A 23,842-nucleotide genomic window follows, 5' to 3' on the forward strand; every position below is an offset into this window, starting at 1 on the left:
CTCAGCACCTCTCCCACGGAGTCCAGTCGCCGAGGTACGCCTCGCGGGTGGCCGACTCGGCTTCCGCGGCCGTGAGTTGGGGCCGGTTCTCCGGGACGGAGACGACGGCGCCCGGTCCGGTGTTCCGGTACTCGGCGAACCGCTGGTCCTGCCAGGGGAAGCCCGACGACATGTTGGTGTAGGGAGCGACAGCGTCGATCCCGGCACCGAGGCGGGTCTCGCGCACGGTGAGCATGGGCCGGGCGGTGGTGTCCGAGCTGGGCACCCAGGGGCGAGCCAGCTTGTAGTAGGCGTCCGGGGCCTCGCTGGTGATCCGGCTCCGGGTCACCAGGTAGCCGCGTGGGTTGGCGCCCGCGGTGGAGGGCGCGAACACGAACCCGTACGGGGCGGACGTCAGGTCGGTCCTGGTCAGGGTGTGGAAGTGGCAGCGTTCGAACACGGCCGTGGCCCGCCCGAAGACGAAGTCCACGTCCCCTTCGGCGTAGCAGTCGCGGAAGTACTGCCGGGCGAAGGTGCCGAGGGCCATCGAGTCGGCGTACAGGGTGTCCTGGTGCCCGAGGAACCGGCAGCGCACGAACGCCGACCGGTCGCCCTGCACCTTGATGGCGACGGCCTGGGTGCCGCTGATCCCGGGGTGGTCGGCGCGCAGCCAGTCGTTGGCGAAGGTGATGTCCCGCGCGGTGAACCCGTCGGCCTGCACCAGGGTCGTGGCCGACCCGGTGGTGCCGTAGGTGCCGCCGCCGGGCTTCGGCGTACCGGCCGCGTTGTCGTGGACGACCACGACGTCCCGCGCGCGGCCGGAGGCGCCGATCCAGGTCATCTGCGTACGGGCGACGCCGACGGCGACGGTCCCGCGGTAGACGCCCGGCGCGATGACGAGGGTGTACCCGCTGGTGCTCGCGGCGGTCACGGCGGCCTGGACGGTGGTGAAGTCACCGGCGCCGCCGGCGTCCACGTACAGGGTCCGCTCGTCGAGCCGGGCGGCGGGAGAGCCGTACCGGCCGAAGGGGGAACGCCCACGGGCGGCATGCGCCGACGGCGCGGCCCCCAGGGCGAGCGCGGCCCCCACACCGGCGACGACGAACGAGCGTCTGCTGAGGCCCCTGTGCTGGTCGGTCATCAGCAGACCTTTCCGACACCGGCGTTCTTGGCGACGATGCCCGGCACGGCGCGCGGCTTGTCGACCTTGGTCCGCAGGGTGGGCGTCCAGCCGGCTCCGGACCGCAGGATCTCCGAGGGGATCTCGGCGTTGTGGACGGCGATGAGATCCGTCAGCCTGCCGTTGACGTAGTTGTTCTCGGCGGTGAGCGGGGACTCGTTCCACTTCTTCAGGGCCTTGCCGACGCTGGCGCCGGCCGGCAGCGAGATCGCGTTGTCGCTGGCGTGGAGCTGCGAGGAGATGCCGACACCGAAGATGTAGTAGTCGTCCTTCTGCTCCTCGGTCACGATGTAGTGGTTGTTGTAGACGTCGACCTGACCGAACCGCACGCGCGGGGAGCGCTGGAGGATGCCCTCGAAGCGGTTGTGGTGCATGGTGACCTTGAGCTTGCCGGCGTCGATGGCGGCGAGGCCGTCGCCGTTCCCGATCAGCATGTTCTTGTCGTGGTTCTCGTAGCGGTTCCAGGACACGGTCACGTAGTTGGAGCCGCGCACGATGTCCGTCAGCCCGTCGTGCTGCTGGAAGACCTTGCCGAAGTAGACCGGCCGCTCGCTGTCGGGGTAGCGCCCGTCGGTGAACGTGTTGTGGTCGAGCCACACATGGTGGGTGTTGTAGACGACCACGGTGTCGTACTCGGAGTTCCAGTTGCCGGTGTTGTTGTCGTCGGTCGGGTCCCACTTGGGGAAGCAGTCGAGCGGGGCCTCGATGGTGAGGTTGCGCATGATGACGTTCGAGACGTCCTTGATCTGGATGCTGCCGCCGAGGATGCCGGAGTTCTTGCCGACGCCGACGATGGTGGTGTTGCTCGGGATGTGGGCCTTGATCGCCGAGTCCTGGTTGGCCATGGACGCGACCCGCGCGTCCTCCTGCGGGCCCTTGGCGACCTCGTCGTTGCCGTAGACGGCCGGGTCGTAGTCCTTGAGGTACTGCTGGAGGTCGTAGCCGCCGGTGACGAAGGCCTCGCAGCCCTCGGAGACGGCGTCGATCATCCCCTTGACCTTGATGATCTTCGGTGCGTCGCCGCCGTCCTTCAGCGCGGCCTTGAACTGGGCCCAGGTGGTCACGGTGTAGATGTGCTCGGCGTCGGCGGCCGAGCCACCGGTCGTACCACCCTCCGCCGAGCCCCAGCCGTCACCGGCGCCGAGAACCTGCCGACCGAGGTCACGCTGGGCGGCAGAGGCCGCTCCGGTCCCGGTGACACCGAGCACCAGAGCGGTGCAGCCGACAACGGATGTCATGACATGGGCATGCCAGATACGAGGACGCATGAATGCGGTTCCTTTCGAAGCGAAAGAAGGGGGGAGGTGGCGCCCCGTCAGGGGCGTGGGGAACTGCGCGACCAGCCACGAACGGGCCCGCAGCCATAAACCGGCCTACAAGTGCGGCGCTACGCCTCGGGCCACGTGATCCAGGAGTCGGGGACCTCTTCGCCCAGACGACGAACGTCCCTCGGTGAAAGAACCCGCCCGCGCGACAACTCACCCGCGACGAGCCGGGCCACGGCGATGGCCCCCGGCGGATTGAAGTGCGTGTTGTCCTGCTCGGTCTCGGTCCAGTTGAAGTACTTCTTGGTCTCCTCGACCCCGAGCTTCTGCCACAGCGCGATGGACAGCGCCTGGATGTCGAGGAGCGCGACACCCTCTTCGGCGGCGAGAGCGATCGCCGACGCCGGATAGTCGCCGTGGGTCGCCACGGCGTTGCCCGCCGCGTCGAACTTCCTCCGCTCGACGGAGGTGGCGAGCACCGGCCGCGCCCCCCGCGCCCGCGCACCGTCGATGTACTGGCGCAGATGGTCCTGGTACGTCGTCCACGGCTCGGTGTACCGCGTGGGATCGGCGATCTTGGAGTCGTTGTGCCCGAACTGGATGACCAGGAAGTCCCCGGGCCGAATGGCTCCGAGGATGACGTCCAGGCGCCCCTCGTCGATGAAGCTCTTCGAACTACGCCCGTTCACGGCGTGGTTGGAGACCGCCAGCCCCTTCCTGAGGAAGAACGGGAGCGCCATCCCCCACCCCGTCTCGGGCGCGGCGTCGGCGTACTTCTGCGCGGCGGTGGAGTCACCGGCGATGTAGAGGGTGCGCTCACGCCGGGGCCCGCCGGACGACACGGCGGCGGACGCGGGCCCGGTGGCGGTGGCGGCGAGCGGAACGGCGGCGAGAGCCGCGCTGGTGACCTGTCTACGGGTGAGTGACACGTGCGGGTGCCTTTCTCAGCAGGGGGTACCCCCGCGCCCCTTCAGGGGCGCGGGGCTGTGACATGTGCGGCTCCGCCGCGTGGGCGCGACCAGCCACAACAACCCACAGCCGGCCACAGTCGAACCGGACCGGACCCTCAGCCCTTCTTCTGCTCGTTCCACTCGGCCTGCGCCTTGTTCAGCTGGTCGGCCAGCGAGTCCAGGAACTCCTTCGCCGTGCTCTGCCCGTCCATCACCTTCTGGAAGGCCGGCTCGTTGTCGGCCTTGGAGATCGTGTTCCAGTCCGGCAGGTAGTACGGCAGCTGCACGATCGTCGTCGACCCGTCGGTCAGCGCGGCGGCGGCCAGCTTCGTCGGCTCCGCCTCGGAGATCCACGCGTCCTTGGCGGCGTCGTTGTTCGACGGCACCTGTCCGGCGGACTTGTTGAACTTGGAGTTCTCCTCGTGCGAGGTCGCGAACTCGATGAACTTCCAGGCGGCTTCCTTGTTCTTCGAGCTCTTGAACATGCCGAGCCCGTCGACGGGGTTGGACACCTGGACCCGCTTGCCGCCGGGCCCGGTCGGCTGGGGGATGCCCCGGAACTTGTCGCCGAACGCCTTCACATGGTCCTGGTACGACCCCAGGTTGTGGTTCAGCATCCCGATCGTGCCGGAGTCGAACTGCGCGACCATCTTGGTGAAGTCGTTGTTGAGGTCGGCCGCGGGGGTGACCTTCTTGTAGAGGCCGACGTACTTCTCCAGGGCCTCGACGTTCTTCGGGTCGTTGACGGTGGTCTTCTCACCGCTCGCGTCCCAGAACGAGGTGATGCCGGACTGCCCGTACATCGCGTCCAGCGCCTGGGCGATGGAGCCGGCGCCACCGCGGATGGTGTAGCCGAACTTGTTCTTGCCCTTGTCGGTGAGCTTCTCGGCGGCCTCGTAGAACTTGTCCCAGTCGGTGGGCTCCGCCAGGCCCGCCTCCTTGAACAGGTCGGTGCGGTAGTAGAGGACACCGTTGTTGGCGGAGGTCGGGATCGAGTACAGGGCGTCGCCGCCGCCGGCGGACTTCAGCGACTCGACCATCGACTCGTTGAGCTTGCCGCCCAGGGAGGACTTGGAGAGCCGGTCGTCGAGCGGCTCCAGGGCGCCCTGCGCGGCGAACCCGGCGGCCATGGCCGCGCCGACACCGCCGACGTCCGGGAGACCGCCGCCCTGGATGGCGGTGTCGACCTTGGACTGGTACTCGGTGGAGGCGATCCCGACGTACTCGACCTTGATCTCCGGGTTGGCCTTCTCGAAGTCGGCGATGATCTCCTTCCAGATGTCGGTCCGGACACCGCCGTTGTTGTCCCAGAAGACGACCTCGCCCTTGCCGCTGCCCTCGGAGCCCTTGTCGCCGCCCGCGCCACTGCCGTCGTCACCACAGGCGGTGGCGGTCAGCGCGAGTACGGATCCCAGGGCGATGGCCGCGGCGGCACGCCTGCTTCTGCGATTGCTGATCTTCATTGAACGGCTCTCTTCTTCTGGATACGAGGGTTATGAAGTTGTGGGGGGTCTGTTCTCTCTGTCGCCGGGGCTTCGGTCAGCGGCCGGCGCGCCCGAGGTGCGGCGCCCAACCGTCCGTCCCGGCGAGGTACTTGGCGACCGTGTAGGCCGAGGCGTCCGCGGGGGAGAGCTGCGGACGGTCGGCGGTCGCACCGGCGCCCGGCCCGTAGGTGCGGTACTCCGTGAACCGCGCGTCCTTCCACGAGAAGCCGCTCATGTCGGTCCACGGCGACGACTTGATCGCGGCGGGCAGCTCCGTGTCGCGGAAGAGCACCTGGGCGACGGCGTTCGGCTCGCCGCCGGGGTGCCAGGGACGGCCCAGGTGGTAGGTCCCGGCAGGCGCGTCGCTGACGACCTTCGACCTGGTGATCAGGAAGCCGTAGGGGTTGTCCTTCCAGGTCGAGGCGGCCGTGATGTAGCCGTTGTTGCTGTCCGAGCCACGGCTGAGCGCCCTGATCAGCGACCGCTCGATGACGGTCGTGGCGCGGCCGTAGATGAAGTCGACATCGCCCTCGATGTACGAGTCGCGGATGTAGACGCGGCTGATGACGTCGAGCCTGGGGCTGTCGGTCATCAGGGTGTCCTGGTTGCCCAGGAAGGCCGTGTTCTCGAAGACGATCCGGTCGCCGGTCGTCTTCACCGCCAGCGCCTGCTCGCCGTTCAGCTCGTGCGCGGCCTCGTCGAAGTCGTTGCTGAAGGTGAGGTTGCGGGCGGTCACGTCACTGGCGAGGATCCGCACGGTGGCGCTGCCGTTGGAGCCGCCGTTCGCGGCGGGCGTGTCGTAGACGATGACGGTGTCCGAGCGGTCCTGTCCAGTCCCCTGCAGCACCAAGTCGGGCTTGTTCGCGGGGATGAGGACCTTCGCGCGGTGGACGCCGGGCGCGATGCGGAGGGTGACGGTGCCGTCGTTGCCGGCGGGCACCGCGTCCACGGCGGTCTGCACGGTCGGGTAGTCACCGGGGACGTTCAGCACCGTGTTCGTGCCGATCTTCTTCTGCGGGCCGGAGAAGCGCGTGACCAGGGCGGGGACGGCGGCGGCCGGGTCGAGCCGGTAGTCGTAGAAGTCCTTCGGCTCGAAGGCCGTACCCCACGCCTCCCGGCGTCCGGTGACGTTCTTCAGGATCGACCCGCGCTGCACCAGCTCGGCGGTGGCATCGGCCTGGTAGGGGTGCTGGACGTCCCGGTAGTAGCTGTTCTCGATGACCATCCTGGTCCTGCCGCGCGCCCAGTTCCCGTACGTCCACACGGGGTCGCCGTCGGCCACCTGCGCGGAGAGGTAGTTGTTGTAGAGGTGCGCGTAGGCGCAGTTGTCCGCCGAAGGATTGCGCTGTTTGGTGCCGGTGAACCAGTTGTGGTCGATGGTGATCTCGGTCTGGACGTTGGTGGTCCAGCCGATGCCGAGGGCCTTGTTGTGGTTCTTGAACTGGTTGTAGGAGACGGTGACGTACCGGCTGTCCTTGCGGATGTCGAGCAGTCCGTCACCCATGTGCTCGAAGCGGTTGTGGTCGATCCAGACGTGGTCGACGGTGTCCATCTGGATCGCGTCGAAGTCGGTCGTCTTGCCGTCCCAGTCGCCCTCGACGTAGGAGTCCCGGATCGTCAGGTTGCGGATGATGACGTTGCTGGTACCGGGGTTGAGGTGCAGTTCCCCGTGGACGATCTCGCCGGTGTCACCGACGCCGATGATCGTCTTGTCGGAGGTCACGACGATGTCCGAGCCGAAGGGCTCGACGTCGATCGCGCCGGCCACCCGGATGATGTACGGCTCCTCGGCGGACGCGTACTTGACCAGCGAGGGCTGGTCGGTGACGGTCACGACCTTGCCGCCCGCGCCGCCGGTGGTGCCGCCGTCGAGGGAGGCGAAACCGTGGGGCTTGTCGCCCCATCGGGGGGTCGAGGTCGTCGCCACCGGTTCCGCGGGCTCCGCCGGGGTGAACGCGGCGGCCTCCGCCGGGGTGAACGCGCCGACGACGAACGAGGCGATCAGGGCGGTGACGGCGGCGTAGGTTCTCCCTCGATGCGGCAAGCGCTTGCTACGGAGGTGCGTCATTGCGGCTCCCAACAGGCGTACGAAGACCGGGGTCAGGCGGTCGTGGTTCTCGTGGCGGTGATCCGGAACTGCGTGAACGTGGCCGCCCCGGCGTGTCCCCCGCCGGTGGGCGCGACCGCGAAGAGGCCGAGCAGGGCGCCGACCCAGCGCCAGGGGGTGGCGGCGAAGACCTGTCCCGAGGGCTCCCACCCCTCCCCCACGTCGTAGGAGAAGTGGCAGCGGGCCCCGGCCCGGGTCTCGATGCGCAGCCGGGCGCGCCCCTCGGGTGCCGGGCGCGGATGGCCGGCGTCCCGTTCCCGGTCGGCGACGGTCTCGGCGAACCGGTGGACGAGGTGCACGCTCCCGTCGGCGCCCCGCTGGAGCCCGATCCAGCGGAACGCGTCCCCGAGCACGGCGAGCCCCGCCCGCGCCCCCGGATCCTCGCTGTCGAGACTCAGTTCGACCTCGATGACGGCGGGGATCCCCGGCAGCCGCTGTGTGAGCACATTCGCCAGTTTTCGCAGGTCGTGCGCGTGCACGGAGCGCACGCACGTGAGCCGCAGCCCGTCCCCGGAGTGCTGGGTGGCCCAGCCGTCCTGGGGGTTCGCGGTCCACTGCCACTGGCGTCCGAAGCGGCCGCCGGGGAAGTCGTCGTCGGTGGCGGGCGCGGCCGGCGGCTGCGGCGGCAGCTCCGGCTTGCGGTGTACGGCGACGGGGGCGCCCTCGTCGCCGAGCACGGGCCAGCCGTCCGAGCCCCAGCGCATCGGCTGGAGATGGACGACCCTGCCGTAGGCGCCGCGCTGCTGAAAGTGCAGGAACCAGTCCTCGTCGGCCGCCGTGCGCACCCAGCCGCCCTGGTGCGGCCCGTTGACGTCGGTGTCCTTCTGCTCCAGGACGATCCGCTCCTCGTACGGGCCGAAGAACTCGCGGGAGCGGAAGACGCCCTGCCAGCCGGTCTCCACTCCCCCGGCGGGGGCGAAGATCCAGTACCAGCCGTCGTGGTGGTAGAGCTTGGGCCCTTCCAGGGTGAACCAGCCGGGGAGCCGGTCCGCGTCGACGACGACCTTGCCCTCGTCGAGCACTCCGGTGCCGTCCGGCCGCATCCGGTGCCCGGTGAGCCGGTTCTTGATCCCGGAGCGGGACTTGGCCCAGGCGTGCACGAGGTACGCCTCGCCGGTCTCCTCGTCCCACAGCGGGCAGGGGTCGATGAGTCCCTTGCCCTCCTTGACCAGGTGCGGGCGGGTCCAAGGGCCCCTGATTCCCGGGGCGTTGACCTGGTAGATGCCGTGGTCGGGGTCGCCCCAGAAGATCCAGAACCGGTCGTCGAAGTGGCACAGCGAGGGCGCCCACACCCCGCAGTCGTGGCGCGGGACCTTGAACTCGGCGGCCGGTTCGAGGAGGGGGAGCGCGTGGCCGACGAGCGTCCAGTTGACAAGGTCCCGGGAGTGGAGCAGGGGAAGGCCCGGGGCCCGGCCGAAGCTGGAGGCGGTCATATAGAAGTCGTCGGCCACGCGCAGGACATCGGGGTCGGACCAGTCGGCGTCGAGGATCGGATTGCGGTACGTCCCGTCGCCCAGGTCCGCTGAGAAGGCGGGCGCGGAGGCGGTGACGGAAGCACCGGCCATGACGGGCGCACCGGCCGTGGCGGGCGCACCGGCCGTGGCTCCGGATATCTCGCTCACGGGCTCACCGCCTTGCGGACGAGGGCCGCCGCCTCGCCCCGGTCGAGGCTGCCGTCGGCGACGACGGTGACGACCCGGCGTACGGCCGTCCCGCCCGGCTCGATCGGGAGGCGGTCGGTGGGGGCGAGGGAGGAGCCGACGCCCGGGTACTCGTCGGCGCGCACGAACCACGGGTCGCGGCGGGTGGTCTCCGTGGCGCCCGCGAAGACGAGCGTCCAGGCGCCGCCGACCAGGGCGAGCCAGTCGGCGCGGCTGCCGTGGACCTCCGACTCACCCTCCGCGTCGGCGGTGAAGACACGGGGTGCCGCGGCCTCCTTGCGGGCCCGCCAGAAGAAGCCGCCGTACGCGGCGCCGGGCCGGCCGTTGGTGGCGGGGCTGCCGATCGACACCGGGGCGTCGGTGATGTTGGTGAGCGAGAAGGTGAAGTCCAACGCCCAGGCGGTGTCCGTCAGTTCGGTGGCCGCGACCGTGCGGCGCTCGCGCAGCAGCTCCCGGCCGGACGCCACCCAGCGCAGCTCCTCGACGAAGCCGTCGGGGTCGCGCAGCTGGAAGGCGGTGTGGCGCTGGGAGCCGTGGTTGTCGAGCTCGGTCGGTCCCTGGTCACGGACATAGGTCCGCCCGCCCCAGAAGTTGTGCCCCTCGACGTCGGGAACGGCGACACCGACGCCGAGGTGGTGGAGGTGGTCGGCGGGGCTCAGCTCGGTGACCGCCGTACCGGACAGGGTGGTGACGGGATGCAGACAGGGGCGCGGGGAGAGCCGGTCCGGCAGTTCGGGCCGGGTGAGGTAACGGCCCACCGGGCGGCCGGCCACACGCAGGACCAGGGACTCGTCGGTCGTCATCAGGTGCTCACCTCTTTCGCCGGTGTTTCGGGAAGCGCCCAGGGGGCGCCGAGTTCGGAGTAGAGGGCGAGGTTGTCGGCGGCTGCCGCGACGAGGCCGTCGATGCCGTCGACGACCCGGCGGTCCTCCTCGGGCAGCAGGTGCCAGGCACCGGCCGGCAGCGCGATCGGGTCCGGGGCGGTGCGGATCGCCTCGACGACCTTCATGAACGCGCCGGTCACCTCCGGCGGGACGAGCAGGTCGGTGCCGTCGACGAGATGGTCGACGAGGTTCTCCAGCAGGTCGGTACGGCCGTACTCGATCTCCTCCGGGCCGTGTCCGGCCCGCTGGACGAGCACGCGGTCCTGCTTGTACCAGTAGGTGATCCGGCCGCTGGTGCCGTGGACGACGTTGTACGGCTCGTCCGGGTCCTCGGCGCACAGCGTGGCCGCGACGGTGATCCGGCCGCCGTCGGCGGTGGTGATCCGCACGCACGAGGTGTCGTCGGACTCGATGTCGTTGGCGCGCAGCAGCTCGGTCTCGATGGCGGTGACGTCCTCGGCGCGGGGGGCGCCACCGAGCGCGAACCCGGTGGCGACGGCGTGCGCGAGGGGGTTGGTGAGCGCCCCGTCGATCACGTCGACGCCGTTCATGCGCCGCTTGCCCGCCCAGGGGGCCCGCCGGTAGTACGCCTCGGCGCGGGCCCAGGCCCCGGCGCCGCCGATGCCGACGACCTCGCCGATCAGGCCGTCCGCGACCATCTTCCGGATCGCGGGCACGGCGTGCGAGCCCAGCGACTGGAAGCCGATCTGGCAGACCACTCCGGCGGCGGTCACCCCCTCCGCCATCCGGCGGAACTCGGCGTACGACGGGGCCGGCGGCTTCTCCAGCAGGACGTGGACGCCCCGTTCGGCCGCCGTCAGGGCCAGGTCGGTGTGGGTGGGGATCGGGGTGCAGATCACCGCGATCGCCGCGCCCGTGGAGTCGAGGAGCGCCCCGAAGTCGGCGGACTGCTCGGGCGTGCCGAGGCCGTCCGGGATCTCGTCCGCGCCCAGCGGGGTCAGCTCGCAGATGCCGGCGAGCCGGACGATGCCCTTGTCCGCGAGACGGCGGATGTTCTCCAGGTGCCAGCGGCCGTGGCCCCGGGCGCCCGCGAGGACGAGCGGCAGCGGGGTGCCGTACGAGGTGGTGTGCGGGTTCTTCTGGTTCATCGGGTTCATCGGGGTCATCGGATCCTCCCTGCGCCCGCGCCGCGTGCCACCTCTCGGTCGGCCTTCCCGGCGCTGTCGATCTTCTGGTGCAGGGTAGGCGTCCAGCCCACGTCGGCCGTGAGATCACGCTCGCTGCCGGAGTTGTAGGCGTTGTGGATGGCCAGGAGATCCACCGGATAGCCGTTGAAGAGGGTGCCCGTCTGGTGCAGGGCGGTGCCGTTCCAGCTCTTCACCAGGTCGGCGACCTCGACGTGCCCGGGCGTGGTGAACGCGTTGTTCTCCGCGTACACGGCGGACTCGGTGGAGACGCCCAGGGAGTAGCGGTAGTCGTGGGCGCGGGCCGGGACGACGTAGCGGTTGTTGTAGAGGTGCACCTGCCCGAAGCGGACGCGCGGCGCGCGCTGGACGACGTTCTCGAACTGGTTGTGGTGCAGCGTCACCCGGAGCCTGCCCCGGTCGGCGGTGGCCGTGTCGCCGTTGCCGATGAGGATGCCCTTGTCGTGGTCGGCGAAGCGGCTCCAGGAGACGGTGACCAGGTCGGACGCGTTGGTGATGTCGAGCAGGCCGTCGTGGCGGAGGTAGTTGCGGCCGAAGTACGTCGGCTCGTCCTCGTCGTAGTGGCCCTTGTCGGTGACGGTGACGTGGTCGATCCAGACGTGGCTGGAGCCGCGCACCCAGATGTTGTCGTACGCCGTCTTCCAGTCGCCGAGGCCGCCGGTGTTGGGCTGCCAGACGGGGAAGCAGTCGTAGGCGTCGCGGAGTTCGAGATTGCGGATGATCACGTTGTCCGCGCCCTTGAGCTGGAGGCTGGCGCCCTTGAGGACCGCGCCCTTGAGGCCGACGATCGTGGTGTGGGAGCCGACGGCCAGCTCCACCCGCTCGGCCTGCTTCGCCGCCGACGCCTGTCGGGCCTCCTCCTGGGGGCCGCCGGGCTTGGCGGAACCCCAGGTGCGCGGGTCGTACGCGGCCAGGTACTCCTTCAGGTCGTAGCCGTCGGTCGCGTAGTCGGCGCAGTCGAGCCGCCGGCCGTCGTCGCCGGTGTTGGCGTCGATGGTCCCCGCGATCCGGATGATCTTGGGGGTGGCGCTGCCGCCGTCGAGCGCGCGGACCAGCTCGCTCCGGGTGCGTACGGTGAAGACATGGGCGTCGTCGGCGGTGGAACCCCCCGTGGTACCACCGTCGGCCGCGGCCCAGCCGTCGTCCGCCGCGAGCGTGTCCCGGCTGATGTCCCGGGACCCGGCCCCGGCCGGGGTGGTGAGCGTGAAGCCCAATGCCCCCGCCAGGGCGAGCAGTTGTACACCCCTCCGCTTGGCGAGTCCCTGGAGTCTCATCCCTTCACCGCCCCGGCGCTGAAGCCCGTGATGAGCCACTTCTGGATGAAGGCGAAGACGATGACCACCGGGACGGCGGCGATGATGCCGCCGGCCGCCAGTGCGCCCAGGTCGACGCTGTCCGCACTCAGCAGCGTGTTCAGGCCGACCGGGATGGTCTGCTTGGCCTGGTTGTTGAGGAACATCAGGGCGAACAGGAAGTGGTTCCAGGAGTGCACGAAGGCGAAGGAACCGACGGCGATCAGACCGGGCCGCAGCAGCGGCAGCACGACCACCCGGAAGGCGGTGAACCGGTTGCAGCCGTCGACCCAGGCCGCTTCCTCCAGCGAATACGGCACGTTCTTGATGAAGTTGCTGATCAGGATGATCGACAGCGGCAGTTGGAAGACCGTCTCGGCGAGGATGACACTGCCGAGCGAGTTGATCATCCGCAGCTCGGCGAAGATCTGGAACAGCGGGACGAGGAGCAGCGCGCCCGGGACGAACTGGGAGCACAGCAGCGCCAGCATGAACCCGCGCTTGATCTTGAAGTCGAAGCGGGCGAGGGCGTAGCCGCCGGCCAGGGCGACCAGCGTGGTCATCACCAGCGTCACGACACCGACCAGGACGCTGTTCTGGAAATAGACCCCGAAGCTGCGCTCGTTCCACACCTTCTCGAAGTGCTCGAAGGTGATGGGCCAGGGCACGAGCGAGGTCGAGCCGGGCTTGCGGAGCGCGAAGAGCAGGATCCAGTAGAAGGGGACGAGGGTGAAGACCAGGTAGACCCCCAGCGGCAGATAGATCTGCCAGCGCGGCACCTCGTCCCAGGCGCGGCGGGTCTTGCCGGGCCGCTGCGGGGGCTCCTCGGCCGCGGGCGCGGACGTCACCGGTACGGTCCTCTCGGCGTCCTTGGTGATCACTTGGACTCGCCTCCGAACTTGCTCAGCCGCAGATAGACCATCGAGCAGAAGAGCAGGATCACGAACGCGACCGTGGTCAGGGCGGACGCGTAGCCGAAGTTGTGGGCGTCGACGGAGGTGTTGGCGATGTACAGCGGGAGGGTCGTGGTCACTCCGGCCGGTCCGCCGCCCGTCAGGGTGTAGAGCAGGTCGACGTTGTTGAACTCCCACACCGCGCGAAGCAGCGTGGAGAGGATGATCGCGTCCTTCAGGTGCGGCAGCGTGATGTGCAGGAACTGCCGGACGCGGCTGGCGCCGTCGACCTCGGCGGCCTCGTACAGGTCCTTCGAGATGGACTGGAGGTCGGCGAGGATGAGGATCGCGAAGAAGGGGACACCGCGCCACAGGTCGGCGACGATCGCCGCCGAGAAGACGGTGGAGGTGTCGGAGAGCCAGCTGGTGCCGTACTCACCGATGCCCATGTCCGCGAGGTAACGGGTGATGCCGGTCTGGGAGTTGTAGAGGAGCACCCAGATCGCGGAGGTCAGCACACCGGAGACGGCCCAGGGCGAGAAGACCAGCGCGCGGCCGAGGGCTCGTCCGACGAACGTCTGGTTGACGATCAGCGCGAGGGCGAGACCGAACAGCAGCTGCAGCGAGACCTCGACGATCACCCACTTGGCGCTGAACACGAGGGTGTCCCAGAACAGGGGGTCCTCGGTGAAGGCGTGGACGAAGTTGTCGAAGCCGGCGAAGCCGTTCCGCCAGGGTTTCGTGGGGTTGTAGTTCTGCAGGCTGTAGTAGAAGACGCTGATGACCGGGTAGGCGATGAAGCCCAGCATGAGCAGGGCGGCCGGGGCGATCAGCAGGTACGGCAGCCTGCGCGGGGTCGCGGAGACACGGCGCGCACGGCTCCGCGCACGGCTCCGCCGGGGCGGCGCGGGCGGTTTCGCCACGGCTGCGGCTTGGGCCATGACTGGGGCTCCGTTTCTGGGTACGTCGTGGTGCGTTGTCGTGCAGGAAGCGCTTTCTCGATGTGCAGGGGTGTGCTGGATCGCGCGGTACGGGGTGCCACTTGCGGTGGAGTGGCGGGTGCGGGTGCGTTGGGGTTGTTCGCGCAGTTCCCCGCGCCCCTAAAAGACCTGGGCCTCGGGTCGGTCGAGTTGTTCACCCCGCGTACGGGTCCGGGACCTTGCCCGGTCTGGCCAGGAACTCGAAGTCGCAGCCGGTGTCGGCCTGGGTGATCTGGTCGTTGTAGAGGGCGCCGTAGCCGCGCTCGTAGCGGGTGGGCGGTGGGGTCCACTCCGCTCGACGGCGCTCCAACTCCTCGTCGTCCACGTTGAGTTGGAGGGTGCGGGCCTCGACGTCGAGGGTGATCGAGTCGCCGGTGCGTACGAGGGCGAGGGGCCCGCCGACGTACGACTCCGGCGCCACGTGCAGCGCGCAGGCGCCGTAGCTCGTCCCGCTCATCCGGGCGTCGGAGATCCGCACCATGTCCCGTACGCCCTGCTTCAGCAGGTGGTCGGGGATGGGCAGCATCCCGTACTCGGGCATGCCCGGCCCGCCCTTGGGCCCGGCGTTGCGCAGCACCAGGACACTGTCGGCGGTGATGCCGAGGGACGGGTCGTTGATGGTCCGCTGCATGGTCCTGTAGTCGTCGAAGACGACCGCCGGACCGGTGTGCTTGAGCAGGTGCGGCTCGGCCGAGATGTGCTTGATGACCGCGCCGTCCGGGCAGAGGTTGCCGCGCAGGACGGCGACGCCGCCCTCGGTGGCGACCGGGTTGTCCCGGGTGCGGATCACGTCGTCGTTGTGCACGAGCGCGCCGTCGAGTTGCTCGCGCATCGTGTCGTACGAGACGGTCGGCCGGTCCAGGTGGAGCAGGTCGGTGATCCGGGACAGGAAACCGGGCAGGCCGCCCGCGAAGTGGAAGTCCTCCATCAGGTACGTCCGGCCGCCGGGCCGGACGTTGGCCAGCACCGGGACCGTACGGGCGATGCGGTCGAAGTCGTCGAGGGTGAGCTTGACGCCCGCGCGGCCGGCCATGGCGATGAGGTGGATGACCGCGTTGGTGGACCCGCCGAGTCCGAGGACGGTGGTCACGGCGTCCTCGAAGGCCTCGGCGGTCAGGATGTCGTTCAACTTGCGGTCCGTGTGGACCAGTTCGACGATCCTGAGTCCGGCCGCCGCGGCCATGCGGTCGTGCCCGGAGTCGACGGCCGGGATGCTGGACGCGCCCGGGACCGTGACCCCCAGCGCCTCGGCGGCGGCGGTGAGCGTGGACGCCGTACCCATCGTCATGCAGTGCCCCGGCGAGCGCGCGAGACCGGACTCCAGCTCGGTCATCTCGCAGTCGCCGATCAGGCCGGCGCGCTTGTCGTCCCAGTACTTCCACATGTCGGTGCCGGAGCCGAGGACCTCGTTGCGCCAGTGCCCCGGCAGCATGGGCCCGGCGGGCACGAAGACGGTGGGGAGGTCGACGCTCGCCGCGCCCATCAGCAGCGCCGGCGTCGACTTGTCGCAGCCGCCCATCAGCACGGCCCCGTCGACCGGGTACGAGCGGAGCAGCTCCTCGGTCTCCATCGCGAGCATGTTGCGGTAGAGCATGGGGGTCGGCTTCTGGAAGGTCTCGGAGAGGGTCGAGACCGGGAACTCCAGTGGGAAGCCTCCGGCCTGCCACACCCCTCGCTTGACCGCCTGTGCGCGATCCCGGAGGTGCACATGACAGGGGTTGATGTCCGACCAGGTGTTGAGGATCGCGATGACCGGCTTGCCGAGGTGCTCCTCGGGGAGGTAGCCGAGCTGCCGGGTACGGGCCCGGTGGCTGAAGGAGCGCAGGCCGTCGGTGCCGTACCACTGGTGGCTTCTGAGTTGTTCCGGCTTCTTCATGGCGACCGGCTTCTTCATGTCTTCGACCGGCTTGTTCGTGCCTTCGACCGGCTTGTTCGTGCCTTCGACCGGCTTGTTCATATCGACCACCCGGCGGCTATGGCGGCGACCTCGGCGCGTTCGTCCTCGGGCAGTTGCCTGCTGGGGGCCCGGACGTCGCGGCGGCAGAGGCCGAGGGAGGCGAGGGCCTCCTTGACGACGGTGACGTTGTTGGCGGAGCCGTTGGCGGCGCGCAGCTCCTCGAAGCGGCGGATCTGCTCCCAGACCTTCATGGCGGCCGGGAAGTCACCCGATCGAAGCGCTTCGATCATGTTCAGCGAGACGGCCGGGGCGACGTTCACCAGCCCCGAGGTGAAGCCGGTGGCACCGGCAGAGAAGTACGAGGGTGCGTACGGTTCGGCGAGCCCGGCCACCCAGACGAAGCGCTCCAGGCCGGCGTCGCGGGCGAAGGCGGCGAAGCGCGCGGCGTCCGGGACGGCGTATTTGACCCCGATCACGTTCGGGCAGGCGTCGGCGAGCTCGGCGAGCCGGTCGCCGGTGAGCTGTGCGTTGCGGATGTAGGGCACCACGCCCAGCTCGGGCACGGCCTCCGCGATCGCCCCGTGGTAGTCGACCCAGCCGCTCTGCGAGACGTAGGGGTGAACGGGCTGATGGACCATCACCATCTGCGCGCCGATCTCGCGGGCGTGCTCGGCGGAGGCGATGGCCGTCGGTATGTCGTGCCCGACGCCGACCAGGATCACGGCCCGGTCGCCGACCTCGTCCATCGTCAACTCGGTGACCAGGCGGCGCTCTTCGGGGGTGAGGGCGTAGAACTCGCCGGTGTTGCCGTTCGGGGTGAGGGTGGTGATCCCGCCGTCGAGCAGCCGACGCAGCAGGGCCCGGTGGGCGCCCTGGTCGACGGTGCCGTCCTCGGCGAACGGCGTCACCGGGATGGCCACCACGTCGGCCAGGGCCGTCCGTTGGGTCTCGAACGTCACGCTGCTCATTGATGACCTTCCTCTTCGAGGACTGCGGAGGCGGTGGGGGCCGCGCGGCCTCCTGGGCTGCGCGACCCACCGGGCCTCGTGGACTCCGGGGCTTGCCGGGCTTCGCGGGCCGTGCGGGTCTTCGGGTCTCGCGGGCGCCCTACCTCCTGCGGAGCGCCCTAGGCCGTGCGGGCGTTCTGTGCCCCGTCGGCGGCGCGGGCCTCGGGGAAGGCCCGCTCGACGAAGGAGGCGATGTGCGCGTGCAGGGCGGCGGCCGCGCCGTCGGCGTCGCCGTCGAGGGCGAGCCGCAGGATCTCCCGGTGCTCGGCGGCCTCCCGCTCCCAGGAGGGGTCGGCGGCCCAGGCGACGGCCGAGACCAGGGCGGCCTGGTCGCGCACCTCGTCGAGCATCCGGCCGAGCAGCGGATTGCCGCACGGTACGTACAGCGCGCGGTGGAACTCCCGGTTGGCCAGCGACCGTTCGGCGGTGTCCGTGGCCTCGTCGGCCCTGGCCAGCGCGTCGCTCGCCGCGTCCCAAGGGGCGCCGCGGCGCACCGAGCGCCGCAGGGCCTCCGGCTCCAGGAGCAGCCGTACGTCATAGACCTCGCGCGCCATGTCCGCGTCCACCATGCGCACCGTGACGCCCTTGTACTGGCTCATCACGACGAGGCCGGTGCCGGCCAGCGTCTTCAGCGCCTCGCGCACGGGCGTCTTGGACACCCCGAACTGCGCGGCCAGCTCGGTCTCGACCAGGGCCTGACCGGGCGTCAGCTGCCCGGTGAGGATGCGGTGTTTGATCCCCTCCAGCACGAACTGCGTGCGGGACGGGATCGGCATGGGCACAGAGGTCATGCGCGCCTCTCGGATCTCACGTATGCGATCTCACGTATGGGATCTCCCATATCGCGTCTCATATATGACGTACGAAGTACGACGCGTTGACGGTAGAAGCGGCCCCGGGTTTCGTCAATGCTTCTGACAGAAGAAGATGTGCTCGCCGTCACATGATCTTGGCGCGGACGGTCAGACGATCTTGGTGTCGCCCTCACGCGCGCTCTCGGTGGGACCGCCGAAGACGACGGCCGCTCGCCCGGTGGCCCCCTCCGGGGTGAGCGTGGGCCCCACATGCGTGATCAGCAGCCGGCTCGCGCCCTTGGCGTACGTCCCGGCTTCCTCCGGCGTGAGATGCACCCGGGGTTCGCCATCGCGATGCGCGTCGACGTCCGCCTCGCACAGGAACAGGTCGGCGCTGCCCGCGAGCGAGGTCAGCGCCTCGCACGGACCGCTGTCCCCCGAGTACGCGAACACCCGCCCCTGACACTCGGCGCGCAGCCCGTACGCCTCCACGTCGTGTACGACGGCCCGGGCGGTGAGGCTGAGGTTCCAGTGCCGGACGGTGTGGCCGTCGTACAGGGGACGGAAGTCGAACACCCCGCTCAGGAAGGTCGTGTCCGGCCGCCCGAAGAACCCCGCGAGGCGCTCCGCGCAGTCGCCGGGCGCGTAGACGGGCAGCGGCGCGGGCAGGGTGAGGCCGCCGTACGCGAACCCGTACATGGCGGCCACCAGATCGGCACTGTGGTCCGCGTGCAGATGGGAGATCCAGATCGCCGTGAGCCGGGTGGGATCCGTGTGCCGCTGCAACTCGGCGAACGTACCGAACCCCGCGTCCACCCATATCTCGGCACCCCCGCCGCGCAGCAGATAGCCGGAGGCGGGCCGACCGGGGCCGGGGTGCGGTGAGGCGGTGCCGAGGACGGTGAGGCTCAGGGGCATGTTCGGGAGCGTACGGACGCGGGCGGGGGCGCGCGCCGCGTTCGCACGTTCTGTCTCATGGACGCTCCCACGGCTTGCGGAACCCTACGAACTTCGGGCTCCTGGAGCCTCAGGGCTTCCAGAAGGGATCACGTCCGCTCAAACCGATCACCCGGTCCAGCAGCGGCGCGTCGTCCGGCACGGATACCACGGGGCCGAAGATCTCGCCGCGCCCGGGGTCGTCCACCGAGGCGGCGAGGAAGGAGTGCGTCGCCGCGAGAACCGCCGGATCGGATTCGTACGCCTGCCCGGTCGCCCGGGCGAGGTCCCAGCCGTGCACGATCAGCTCGTCCGCCGCCACGGCACCGGCGACGGCCCCCGGCAGCGACACCCCGCCCGCCCTGGTCTCCCCCGTCCACGCGGCCGGGTCCCGCCAGGCCGCACCGAGCTCGACGAGCACCTGCGGCAGCGCCTCCCGCCAGCCCGGCCCGATGTCCGGCACGGCCGCCTGCGGGTCGGTGTCCGTCGTCTCCCCCAGATCCTTGCGCCCCGCGTCCCGGAAGGCGACGGCCAGCCCGAGCAGATGCCCGAGGAGATGGCGCACGGCGTACTCCGGACAGGGGGTGGGACCGGAGAGCTGGTCGTCACGGACGGCCTGGGCGAGACGGGCGACGATCCGGGTCTGGGGGGTGAGGTCGAGCAGGGTCGAGCCGTGGTCGGTCATGCGGTGCTCCTCGGACGGGACGGCGTGCCGGGGCGGTGGTTCGCCCACGGCGGGTCTCCTCTGTTCGGTAGACCCTCGGCGTCCCGAGAACTCATCTCCCGCCACGCACCCACCTGTCCCGGCGACGATTCCTAGGGCATCCGCCCGATCCCCGCGACGGGGCCTTAGCACCACGATCACCAGCCATGACATCCACGACACGGACGCCACGGACGACATGGGCGGCGAGGCGGGTCCTCGGGGACCGCGACGCGGGGCTGTACCTGGCCGGAGTGGTGGTCTCGGGCCTGGGTTCGTCGGCGATGTGGCTGGTCGCGGGCATCTGGGTCAAGGACCTCACCGGCTCGGACGCGCTGGCGGCGCTGTGCACGTTCGCCCTGTGGGCCCCGCTCCTCGCCGGCCCCCTGCTGGGGACCCTGGCGGACCGCCTCCACCGCCGCGCCCTCCTCGTCACGACCAACCTCGCCCTGGCCGCGCTCCTGCCCACCCTCTTGACCGTCGACGCCCCGGGCGACCTGTGGCTCCTCTACGCGGTCCTCCTCGTCTACGGCGCGGCCGGCGTGGTCCACGACGCGACCGAGTCGGCCCTGGTCACCACGGCCGTCGACAAGTCCCTCCTCGGCGACTTCAACGGGCTGCGCATGACCGCCAACGAGAGCATGAAGCTGGTGGCCCCGCTGGTGGGGGCGGGGCTGTACACGGCGTACGGCGGGGCGACGGTGGCGCTGTTGGACGCGGCCACGTTCGTCGCGGCGGCGGGGTTGTACGGGTTGGTGCGGGTGCGGGAGCGTGCGGGGGAGCCTGAGCCCCACGCCGCTGAACAGCGCACCCCGGGCCTGCGCGCCCGCACGGCCGAAGGCGCCCGCCGCCTCCTCGCCGACAAGCGCCTACGCCCCCTGGTCCTGGCCGGCGGCACGACCATGCTGCTCTCCGGCGTGAACGGTGCCCTGATCTACGCGGTGGTCGAGTCCCTCGGCCACTCCCCCGCGTACACCGGCCTCCTCCACGTCGCCCAGGGCACCGGCTCGATCGCCATCGGCCTGATCACGGGCCCTCTCCTACGCCGCCTGGGCGAACTCCCCTTCGCGGCGTACGGGATCGCGCTGACGGGGTCGGCAGTGGCCCTCCGCGCGGTCCCGAACGACATCCTCGCCCTGGCCTGCAGCGCGGCGATCGGCGTCGGTCTGCCCTGCGTCCTGACGGCCACGCTCACAGCGGTCCAGAGCGCGACCCCGTCCGGCCTCCTGGGCCGCACCACGGCCACCGCCCACACCCTGCTCTTCGCCCCGACGGCGATCGGCACGGCGATCGGGGCGGGGGTGGTGGACGTGCTCGGCCTCGGGGCGCTTCTGGCCACGGTCGGAGCCGCGTTCCTCCTCACAGCGGCCGGACTGCTGCGTCACCGCTGAACAACCCGACGGCACCGCGGCCCCACGGCGCGGCCTCGGCGGTCGGGTGGGCCCTCGCCTCACCCCACCGCCGTCAACGCCTCCCGCACCGCCGCCAGATCCTGGTCCGACGCCAACCCCGCGTGGTACAGCCGGAGTTCCGTCGCCCCCAGTTCCGCCGCCCGGCCGGCGTCCTCGGCCAGCGTCACCGGGCTGCCGCCCATCCCGGACACGATGCCGAAGTTGGCGGCCAGCACCGCCCCCTCCGCCCCGGCCTCCGCGAACGCGGGCAGCAGCCCGGGTCCGCCCGCGCACGGCACCACGACGCCGTCGGCCACACCCAGGATGTGCGCCGGGTCGACCCCGGGGTTCGCCCCGCAGTGGTACGTCACCGGGTCCGAGTGCAGCAGGATCTGGAAGCCCGGGGGCGCGGCGGCCCGCACGGCGCCGACGGCCGCTTCCTGCAGCGACCGCGCGATCGCGTCGCGCCACACCCGCGTCCCCGCCGCCCGCTCCGCGCCGAGCAGCTTCTCGACCGCCGGCCAGCCCTCGTCGACGGCCTCGCCCCGCCACGACGGCTCCAGCGCCTCCCGCACGGTGCCCGCCAGCTCGTCGGGGTCCTGCCCGGCCCCGGCGTACCCGTCGCGGCAGGTCGCGCAGAAGCACAGCGACATCAGGTACTGCCCGGCGTCGCCGAGCCCGACCCCGCCCGTCTTGTCGTGGGCGTGCAGGTGGGAGATCCCGTACCAGCCCAGCGATTCAAGCTCCGTCCCCCGCGCCCCCGGGCGGACCGCCGCCTCCACGGCCAGGTCGACGAGGTACTCGCGTGTGGCGGGCTGTGCGACGCACGGCGCCCACGGATACCGGTCCCCGTACGCGTTGACCACCGAGGTCGAGGGATGCTCGGCGCCCAGACGGGAGTTGTGCGCGAGTACGACCCAGGAGTGGACCTCGAGACCGGCGTGCGCGAGCGCCGTCGCGGCCTCCCCGAAAGCGTCGCCGGGCGCCCACTGCCCCGCCGGATACGGCCGCAGCGTACGGCCCTCCCACCGCGCCCCCGGCGGGTACAGCACGGCCGCGTGCTCGGCGGTGACGATGCGCTGCCGGGGGTGGCGGGGGGTGAGCGCACGCGTGGAGTGGTACGCGGAGGCGAGCGTCACCTGCCGTACGCCCAGTCCCGCGATGCGCTCCGCGGCGGCCGGATCCCCGTTGACGTCCCACGGGTAGACGAACGTCGACGCCTTCACTTGACCTCCTGGCACTCTTCCAGCAGCGCGTATCCGCGCTCGATCAACTCGCCCAGCCGCTTGACGTGTTCCTCGGCCGGCTCGTGCAGCGGCGGCCGTACCTCTCCCACGTCCAGTCCCCGTAGCCGTACCCCGGCCTTGACCAGCGACACGGCATAGCCGCGACCCCGGGCGCGGAGTTCGACGAAGGGCCGGTAGAACCCGTCGAGCAGCCGTTCCACGATCGCACGATCACCGGCTTCGAGCGCCCGGTGGAACGCGAGGGCGATCTCCGGTACGAAGCAGAAGACGGCCGACGAGTACAGGTCCACCCCGACGCCCCGGTACGCGGGCTGGGTCAGCTCGGCGGTCGGCAGGCCGTTGAAGTACAGGAAGTCATTCGGTACTTCGCTCCGTACCGCACTCACGATCCGCGTCATCAGGTCCAGATCGCCGACGCCGTCCTTGAGGCCCACGATCCCTTCCGTGCGGGCCAGTTCGACCACCGTCTCGGGCGTGAACACGGCGTTGTCGCGCTGGTAGACGATGACGGGGAGGGAGGTCGCGGCGGCGAGTTCCCGGTAGTGGCGCAGCAGCCCTTCCTGGGCGGCCACGACGAGGTAGGGCGGCATGGCGAGCAGGCCGTCCGCGCCGGCCTCCTCGGCGAGTCGGGCGTAGCGCACGGCGAGGGCGGTGCCGTAGCCCGCGCCGGCCACGACGGGCACCCGGCCGGCCGTCTCCGTGACGGCGGCCCGTACGCACTCCTGGAACTCCTCGGGCGTGAGCGCGTGGAACTCGCCGGTGCCGCAGCAGACGAAGACCGCGGCGGCCCCGGCCTCGACCCCCTGGCGGACGTGCGCGCGACAGGCGTCGAGGTCGACCGTGCCGTCCGGCGCGTACGCCGTGACGGGGAAGAACAGTGGTCCGCTGGGGACCCTGAGCCGGGCGGCGAGAGGGGCTGACGTCACGGGCGCTCCCAAGTCCGAGTCAAAGTCACAGCGCGAGTCCATATCGCTGATCAGTGTTTACATTTCTGAACAGCAGCACGCTAAGGCGCCCCCTTGGGGCCGGTCAAGCCGGGTAACCCCCACCGCACCAGCGATTTCCCGCCTCCGCGCCCCACTTGACGCACGCCACCGCACTCCCTAGCGTGTCCATGAATGTGAATGTCGGACGCCCATGTGCACGGTTGGCGATGCAAGGAGATCCACGGATGCCCGCTCCCCGCACCGTTCTGCTCACCGGCGCCGCCGGTGGACTCGGCACCCTGATGCGGGAGCTGCTGCCGGCCCACGGCTACGAGCTGCGCCTTCTGGACCTGCTGCCCGTCGAGGGCGAGCCGGACGCGATCACGGCCGACCTCGCCGACAAGGAGGCCCTGCGCGAGGCCGTACGGGGCGTCGACGCGATCATCCACCTCGCGGGCATCTCCCTGGAAGCCTCCTTCGAGAAGATCCTGAAGGCGAACATCGAGGGGACGTACAACCTGTACGAGGCCGCCCGCGAGGAGGGCGTGCGCCGGATCGTCTTCGCCTCCTCCAACCACGCGGTCGGCTTCACCCCCCGCCCGCTCGCGGACGACCCGCTGATCCCGATCGACACCCCGCACCGCCCCGACACCTTCTACGGCCTGTCCAAGTCCTTCGGCGAGGACCTGGCCCAGCTCTACTGGGACAAGTACGGCCTGGAGACCGTCTCCGTCCGCATCGGCTCCTGCTTCCCCGAGCCGACCAGTGTCCGCATGCTCTCGCTCTGGATGAGCCCGGCCGACGGCGCCCGCCTCTTCCACGCGGCCCTGACCGCCGAGCACGTCGGCCACACCGTCGTCTACGGCTCCTCCGCCAACACCCGCCTGTGGTGGGACCTCTCCACGGCCCGCGCCCTCGGCTACGAGCCCCAGGACGACTCCGAGCCGTACGCCGAGAAGCTCATCGCCGAACAGGGCGAACTCGACCCGGAGAACATGGCCCACGCCAACCTGGGCGGCCACTTCGTGAGCGACCCGCCGATCTGGCCGTACTGACCCGTACCGGCGAGACCAAGGGTTCGTGCGTCGTACGGGAAACGA

20 protein-coding genes are annotated in these 23,842 nt (G+C 70.5%); 2 read left to right on the top strand and 18 right to left on the bottom strand.

The features are described from left to right. Window position 1 precedes the first annotated feature (1 nt). The 16 genes from ACWD26_RS06645 to ACWD26_RS06720 all read right to left on the bottom strand — a co-directional run bounded on the left by ACWD26_RS06645 (window position 2) and on the right by ACWD26_RS06720 (window position 19,160). The gene (locus ACWD26_RS06645; RefSeq protein WP_451266911.1) at window positions 2-1,120 is read right to left on the bottom strand and encodes a pectinesterase family protein; all 1,119 of its coding nucleotides are present in this window, start codon (window positions 1,118-1,120) and stop codon (window positions 2-4) included. Beyond that, window positions 1,120-2,427 (bottom strand): pectate lyase family protein, encoded by a 1,308-nt coding sequence (locus ACWD26_RS06650; protein WP_451266913.1) that lies wholly within the window; start codon window positions 2,425-2,427, stop codon window positions 1,120-1,122. The genes ACWD26_RS06645 and ACWD26_RS06650 overlap by 1 nt, the downstream gene beginning before the upstream one ends. Before the next feature lie 119 nt (window positions 2,428-2,546). Beyond that, the gene (locus ACWD26_RS06655; protein WP_451266915.1) at window positions 2,547-3,353 is read right to left on the bottom strand and encodes a rhamnogalacturonan acetylesterase; all 807 of its coding nucleotides are present in this window, start codon (window positions 3,351-3,353) and stop codon (window positions 2,547-2,549) included. A 137-nt stretch (window positions 3,354-3,490) separates the two neighbouring features. Beyond that, window positions 3,491-4,837 (bottom strand): ABC transporter substrate-binding protein, encoded by a 1,347-nt coding sequence (locus tag ACWD26_RS06660; RefSeq protein ID WP_451266917.1) that lies wholly within the window; start codon window positions 4,835-4,837, stop codon window positions 3,491-3,493. 76 nt (window positions 4,838-4,913) lie between these two features. Then, window positions 4,914-6,926: a pectinesterase family protein gene (locus tag ACWD26_RS06665; RefSeq protein ID WP_451266919.1), complete on the bottom strand. Its 2,013-nt coding sequence runs from the start codon at window positions 6,924-6,926 to the stop codon at window positions 4,914-4,916. Between the two features lie 32 nt (window positions 6,927-6,958). After that, window positions 6,959-8,530 carry a family 43 glycosylhydrolase gene (locus ACWD26_RS06670; RefSeq protein WP_451267399.1) on the bottom strand — a complete coding sequence of 524 codons (1,572 nt, stop codon included), beginning with the start codon at window positions 8,528-8,530 and terminating at the stop codon, window positions 6,959-6,961. A gap of 53 nt (window positions 8,531-8,583) precedes the next feature. After that, window positions 8,584-9,429: a DUF6807 domain-containing protein gene (locus ACWD26_RS06675; protein WP_451266921.1), complete on the bottom strand. Its 846-nt coding sequence runs from the start codon at window positions 9,427-9,429 to the stop codon at window positions 8,584-8,586. Continuing rightward, window positions 9,429-10,628: a Gfo/Idh/MocA family protein gene (locus tag ACWD26_RS06680; RefSeq protein WP_451267401.1), complete on the bottom strand. Its 1,200-nt coding sequence runs from the start codon at window positions 10,626-10,628 to the stop codon at window positions 9,429-9,431. Before ACWD26_RS06680 ends, ACWD26_RS06675 begins: the two co-directional genes overlap by 1 nt. Window positions 10,629-10,633: 5 nt before the next feature. After that, the gene (locus tag ACWD26_RS06685; protein ID WP_451266923.1) at window positions 10,634-11,950 is read right to left on the bottom strand and encodes a pectate lyase family protein; all 1,317 of its coding nucleotides are present in this window, start codon (window positions 11,948-11,950) and stop codon (window positions 10,634-10,636) included. After that, the gene (locus ACWD26_RS06690; protein WP_451266925.1) at window positions 11,947-12,849 is read right to left on the bottom strand and encodes a carbohydrate ABC transporter permease; all 903 of its coding nucleotides are present in this window, start codon (window positions 12,847-12,849) and stop codon (window positions 11,947-11,949) included. The genes ACWD26_RS06685 and ACWD26_RS06690 overlap by 4 nt, the downstream gene beginning before the upstream one ends. Further along, window positions 12,846-13,802 (bottom strand): carbohydrate ABC transporter permease, encoded by a 957-nt coding sequence (locus ACWD26_RS06695; protein WP_451266927.1) that lies wholly within the window; start codon window positions 13,800-13,802, stop codon window positions 12,846-12,848. Before ACWD26_RS06695 ends, ACWD26_RS06690 begins: the two co-directional genes overlap by 4 nt. 193 nt (window positions 13,803-13,995) lie before the next feature. After that, a complete protein-coding gene (araD, locus tag ACWD26_RS06700) occupies window positions 13,996-15,717 on the bottom strand; it encodes an L-arabinonate dehydratase (RefSeq protein WP_451267403.1) in 1,722 nt (573 codons plus the stop codon). A 77-nt stretch (window positions 15,718-15,794) separates the two neighbouring features. Further along, window positions 15,795-16,706 carry a dihydrodipicolinate synthase family protein gene (locus ACWD26_RS06705; RefSeq protein WP_451266929.1) on the bottom strand — a complete coding sequence of 304 codons (912 nt, stop codon included), beginning with the start codon at window positions 16,704-16,706 and terminating at the stop codon, window positions 15,795-15,797. Window positions 16,707-16,864: 158 nt separating this feature from the next. After that, complete coding sequence (locus tag ACWD26_RS06710; protein WP_451266931.1) at window positions 16,865-17,536, bottom strand: GntR family transcriptional regulator; 672 nt, start codon at window positions 17,534-17,536, stop codon at window positions 16,865-16,867. Between the two features lie 171 nt (window positions 17,537-17,707). After that, the gene (locus ACWD26_RS06715) at window positions 17,708-18,457 is read right to left on the bottom strand and encodes an MBL fold metallo-hydrolase (protein ID WP_451266933.1); all 750 of its coding nucleotides are present in this window, start codon (window positions 18,455-18,457) and stop codon (window positions 17,708-17,710) included. A gap of 109 nt (window positions 18,458-18,566) precedes the next feature. Beyond that, the gene (locus ACWD26_RS06720; protein ID WP_451267405.1) at window positions 18,567-19,160 is read right to left on the bottom strand and encodes a TIGR03086 family metal-binding protein; all 594 of its coding nucleotides are present in this window, start codon (window positions 19,158-19,160) and stop codon (window positions 18,567-18,569) included. Window positions 19,161-19,345: 185 nt separating this feature from the next. Here ACWD26_RS06720 and ACWD26_RS06725 point away from each other — a divergent pair, with 185 nt between their 5' ends. Then, window positions 19,346-20,569: an MFS transporter gene (locus ACWD26_RS06725; protein WP_451266935.1), complete on the top strand. Its 1,224-nt coding sequence runs from the start codon at window positions 19,346-19,348 to the stop codon at window positions 20,567-20,569. A gap of 59 nt (window positions 20,570-20,628) precedes the next feature. Here ACWD26_RS06725 and ACWD26_RS06730 read toward each other — a convergent pair whose 3' ends face one another. Together ACWD26_RS06730 and ACWD26_RS06735 are read right to left on the bottom strand one after the other, a co-directional pair. Next, the gene (locus tag ACWD26_RS06730; protein ID WP_451266937.1) at window positions 20,629-21,795 is read right to left on the bottom strand and encodes a hypothetical protein; all 1,167 of its coding nucleotides are present in this window, start codon (window positions 21,793-21,795) and stop codon (window positions 20,629-20,631) included. Beyond that, window positions 21,792-22,742, bottom strand: coding sequence for a 5-dehydro-4-deoxyglucarate dehydratase (locus ACWD26_RS06735; protein ID WP_451266939.1), 951 nt, complete (start codon window positions 22,740-22,742; stop codon window positions 21,792-21,794). The genes ACWD26_RS06730 and ACWD26_RS06735 overlap by 4 nt, the downstream gene beginning before the upstream one ends. 245 nt (window positions 22,743-22,987) lie before the next feature. Between ACWD26_RS06735 and ACWD26_RS06740 the strand changes: the two genes are divergently transcribed. After that, on the top strand, window positions 22,988-23,797 hold the full coding sequence (locus tag ACWD26_RS06740) for an NAD-dependent epimerase/dehydratase family protein (protein WP_451266941.1): 810 nt from the start codon (window positions 22,988-22,990) through the stop codon (window positions 23,795-23,797). Window positions 23,798-23,842: the final 45 nt, after the last annotated feature.

It is taken from the genome of Streptomyces sp. NPDC002787, from assembly GCF_053592095.1.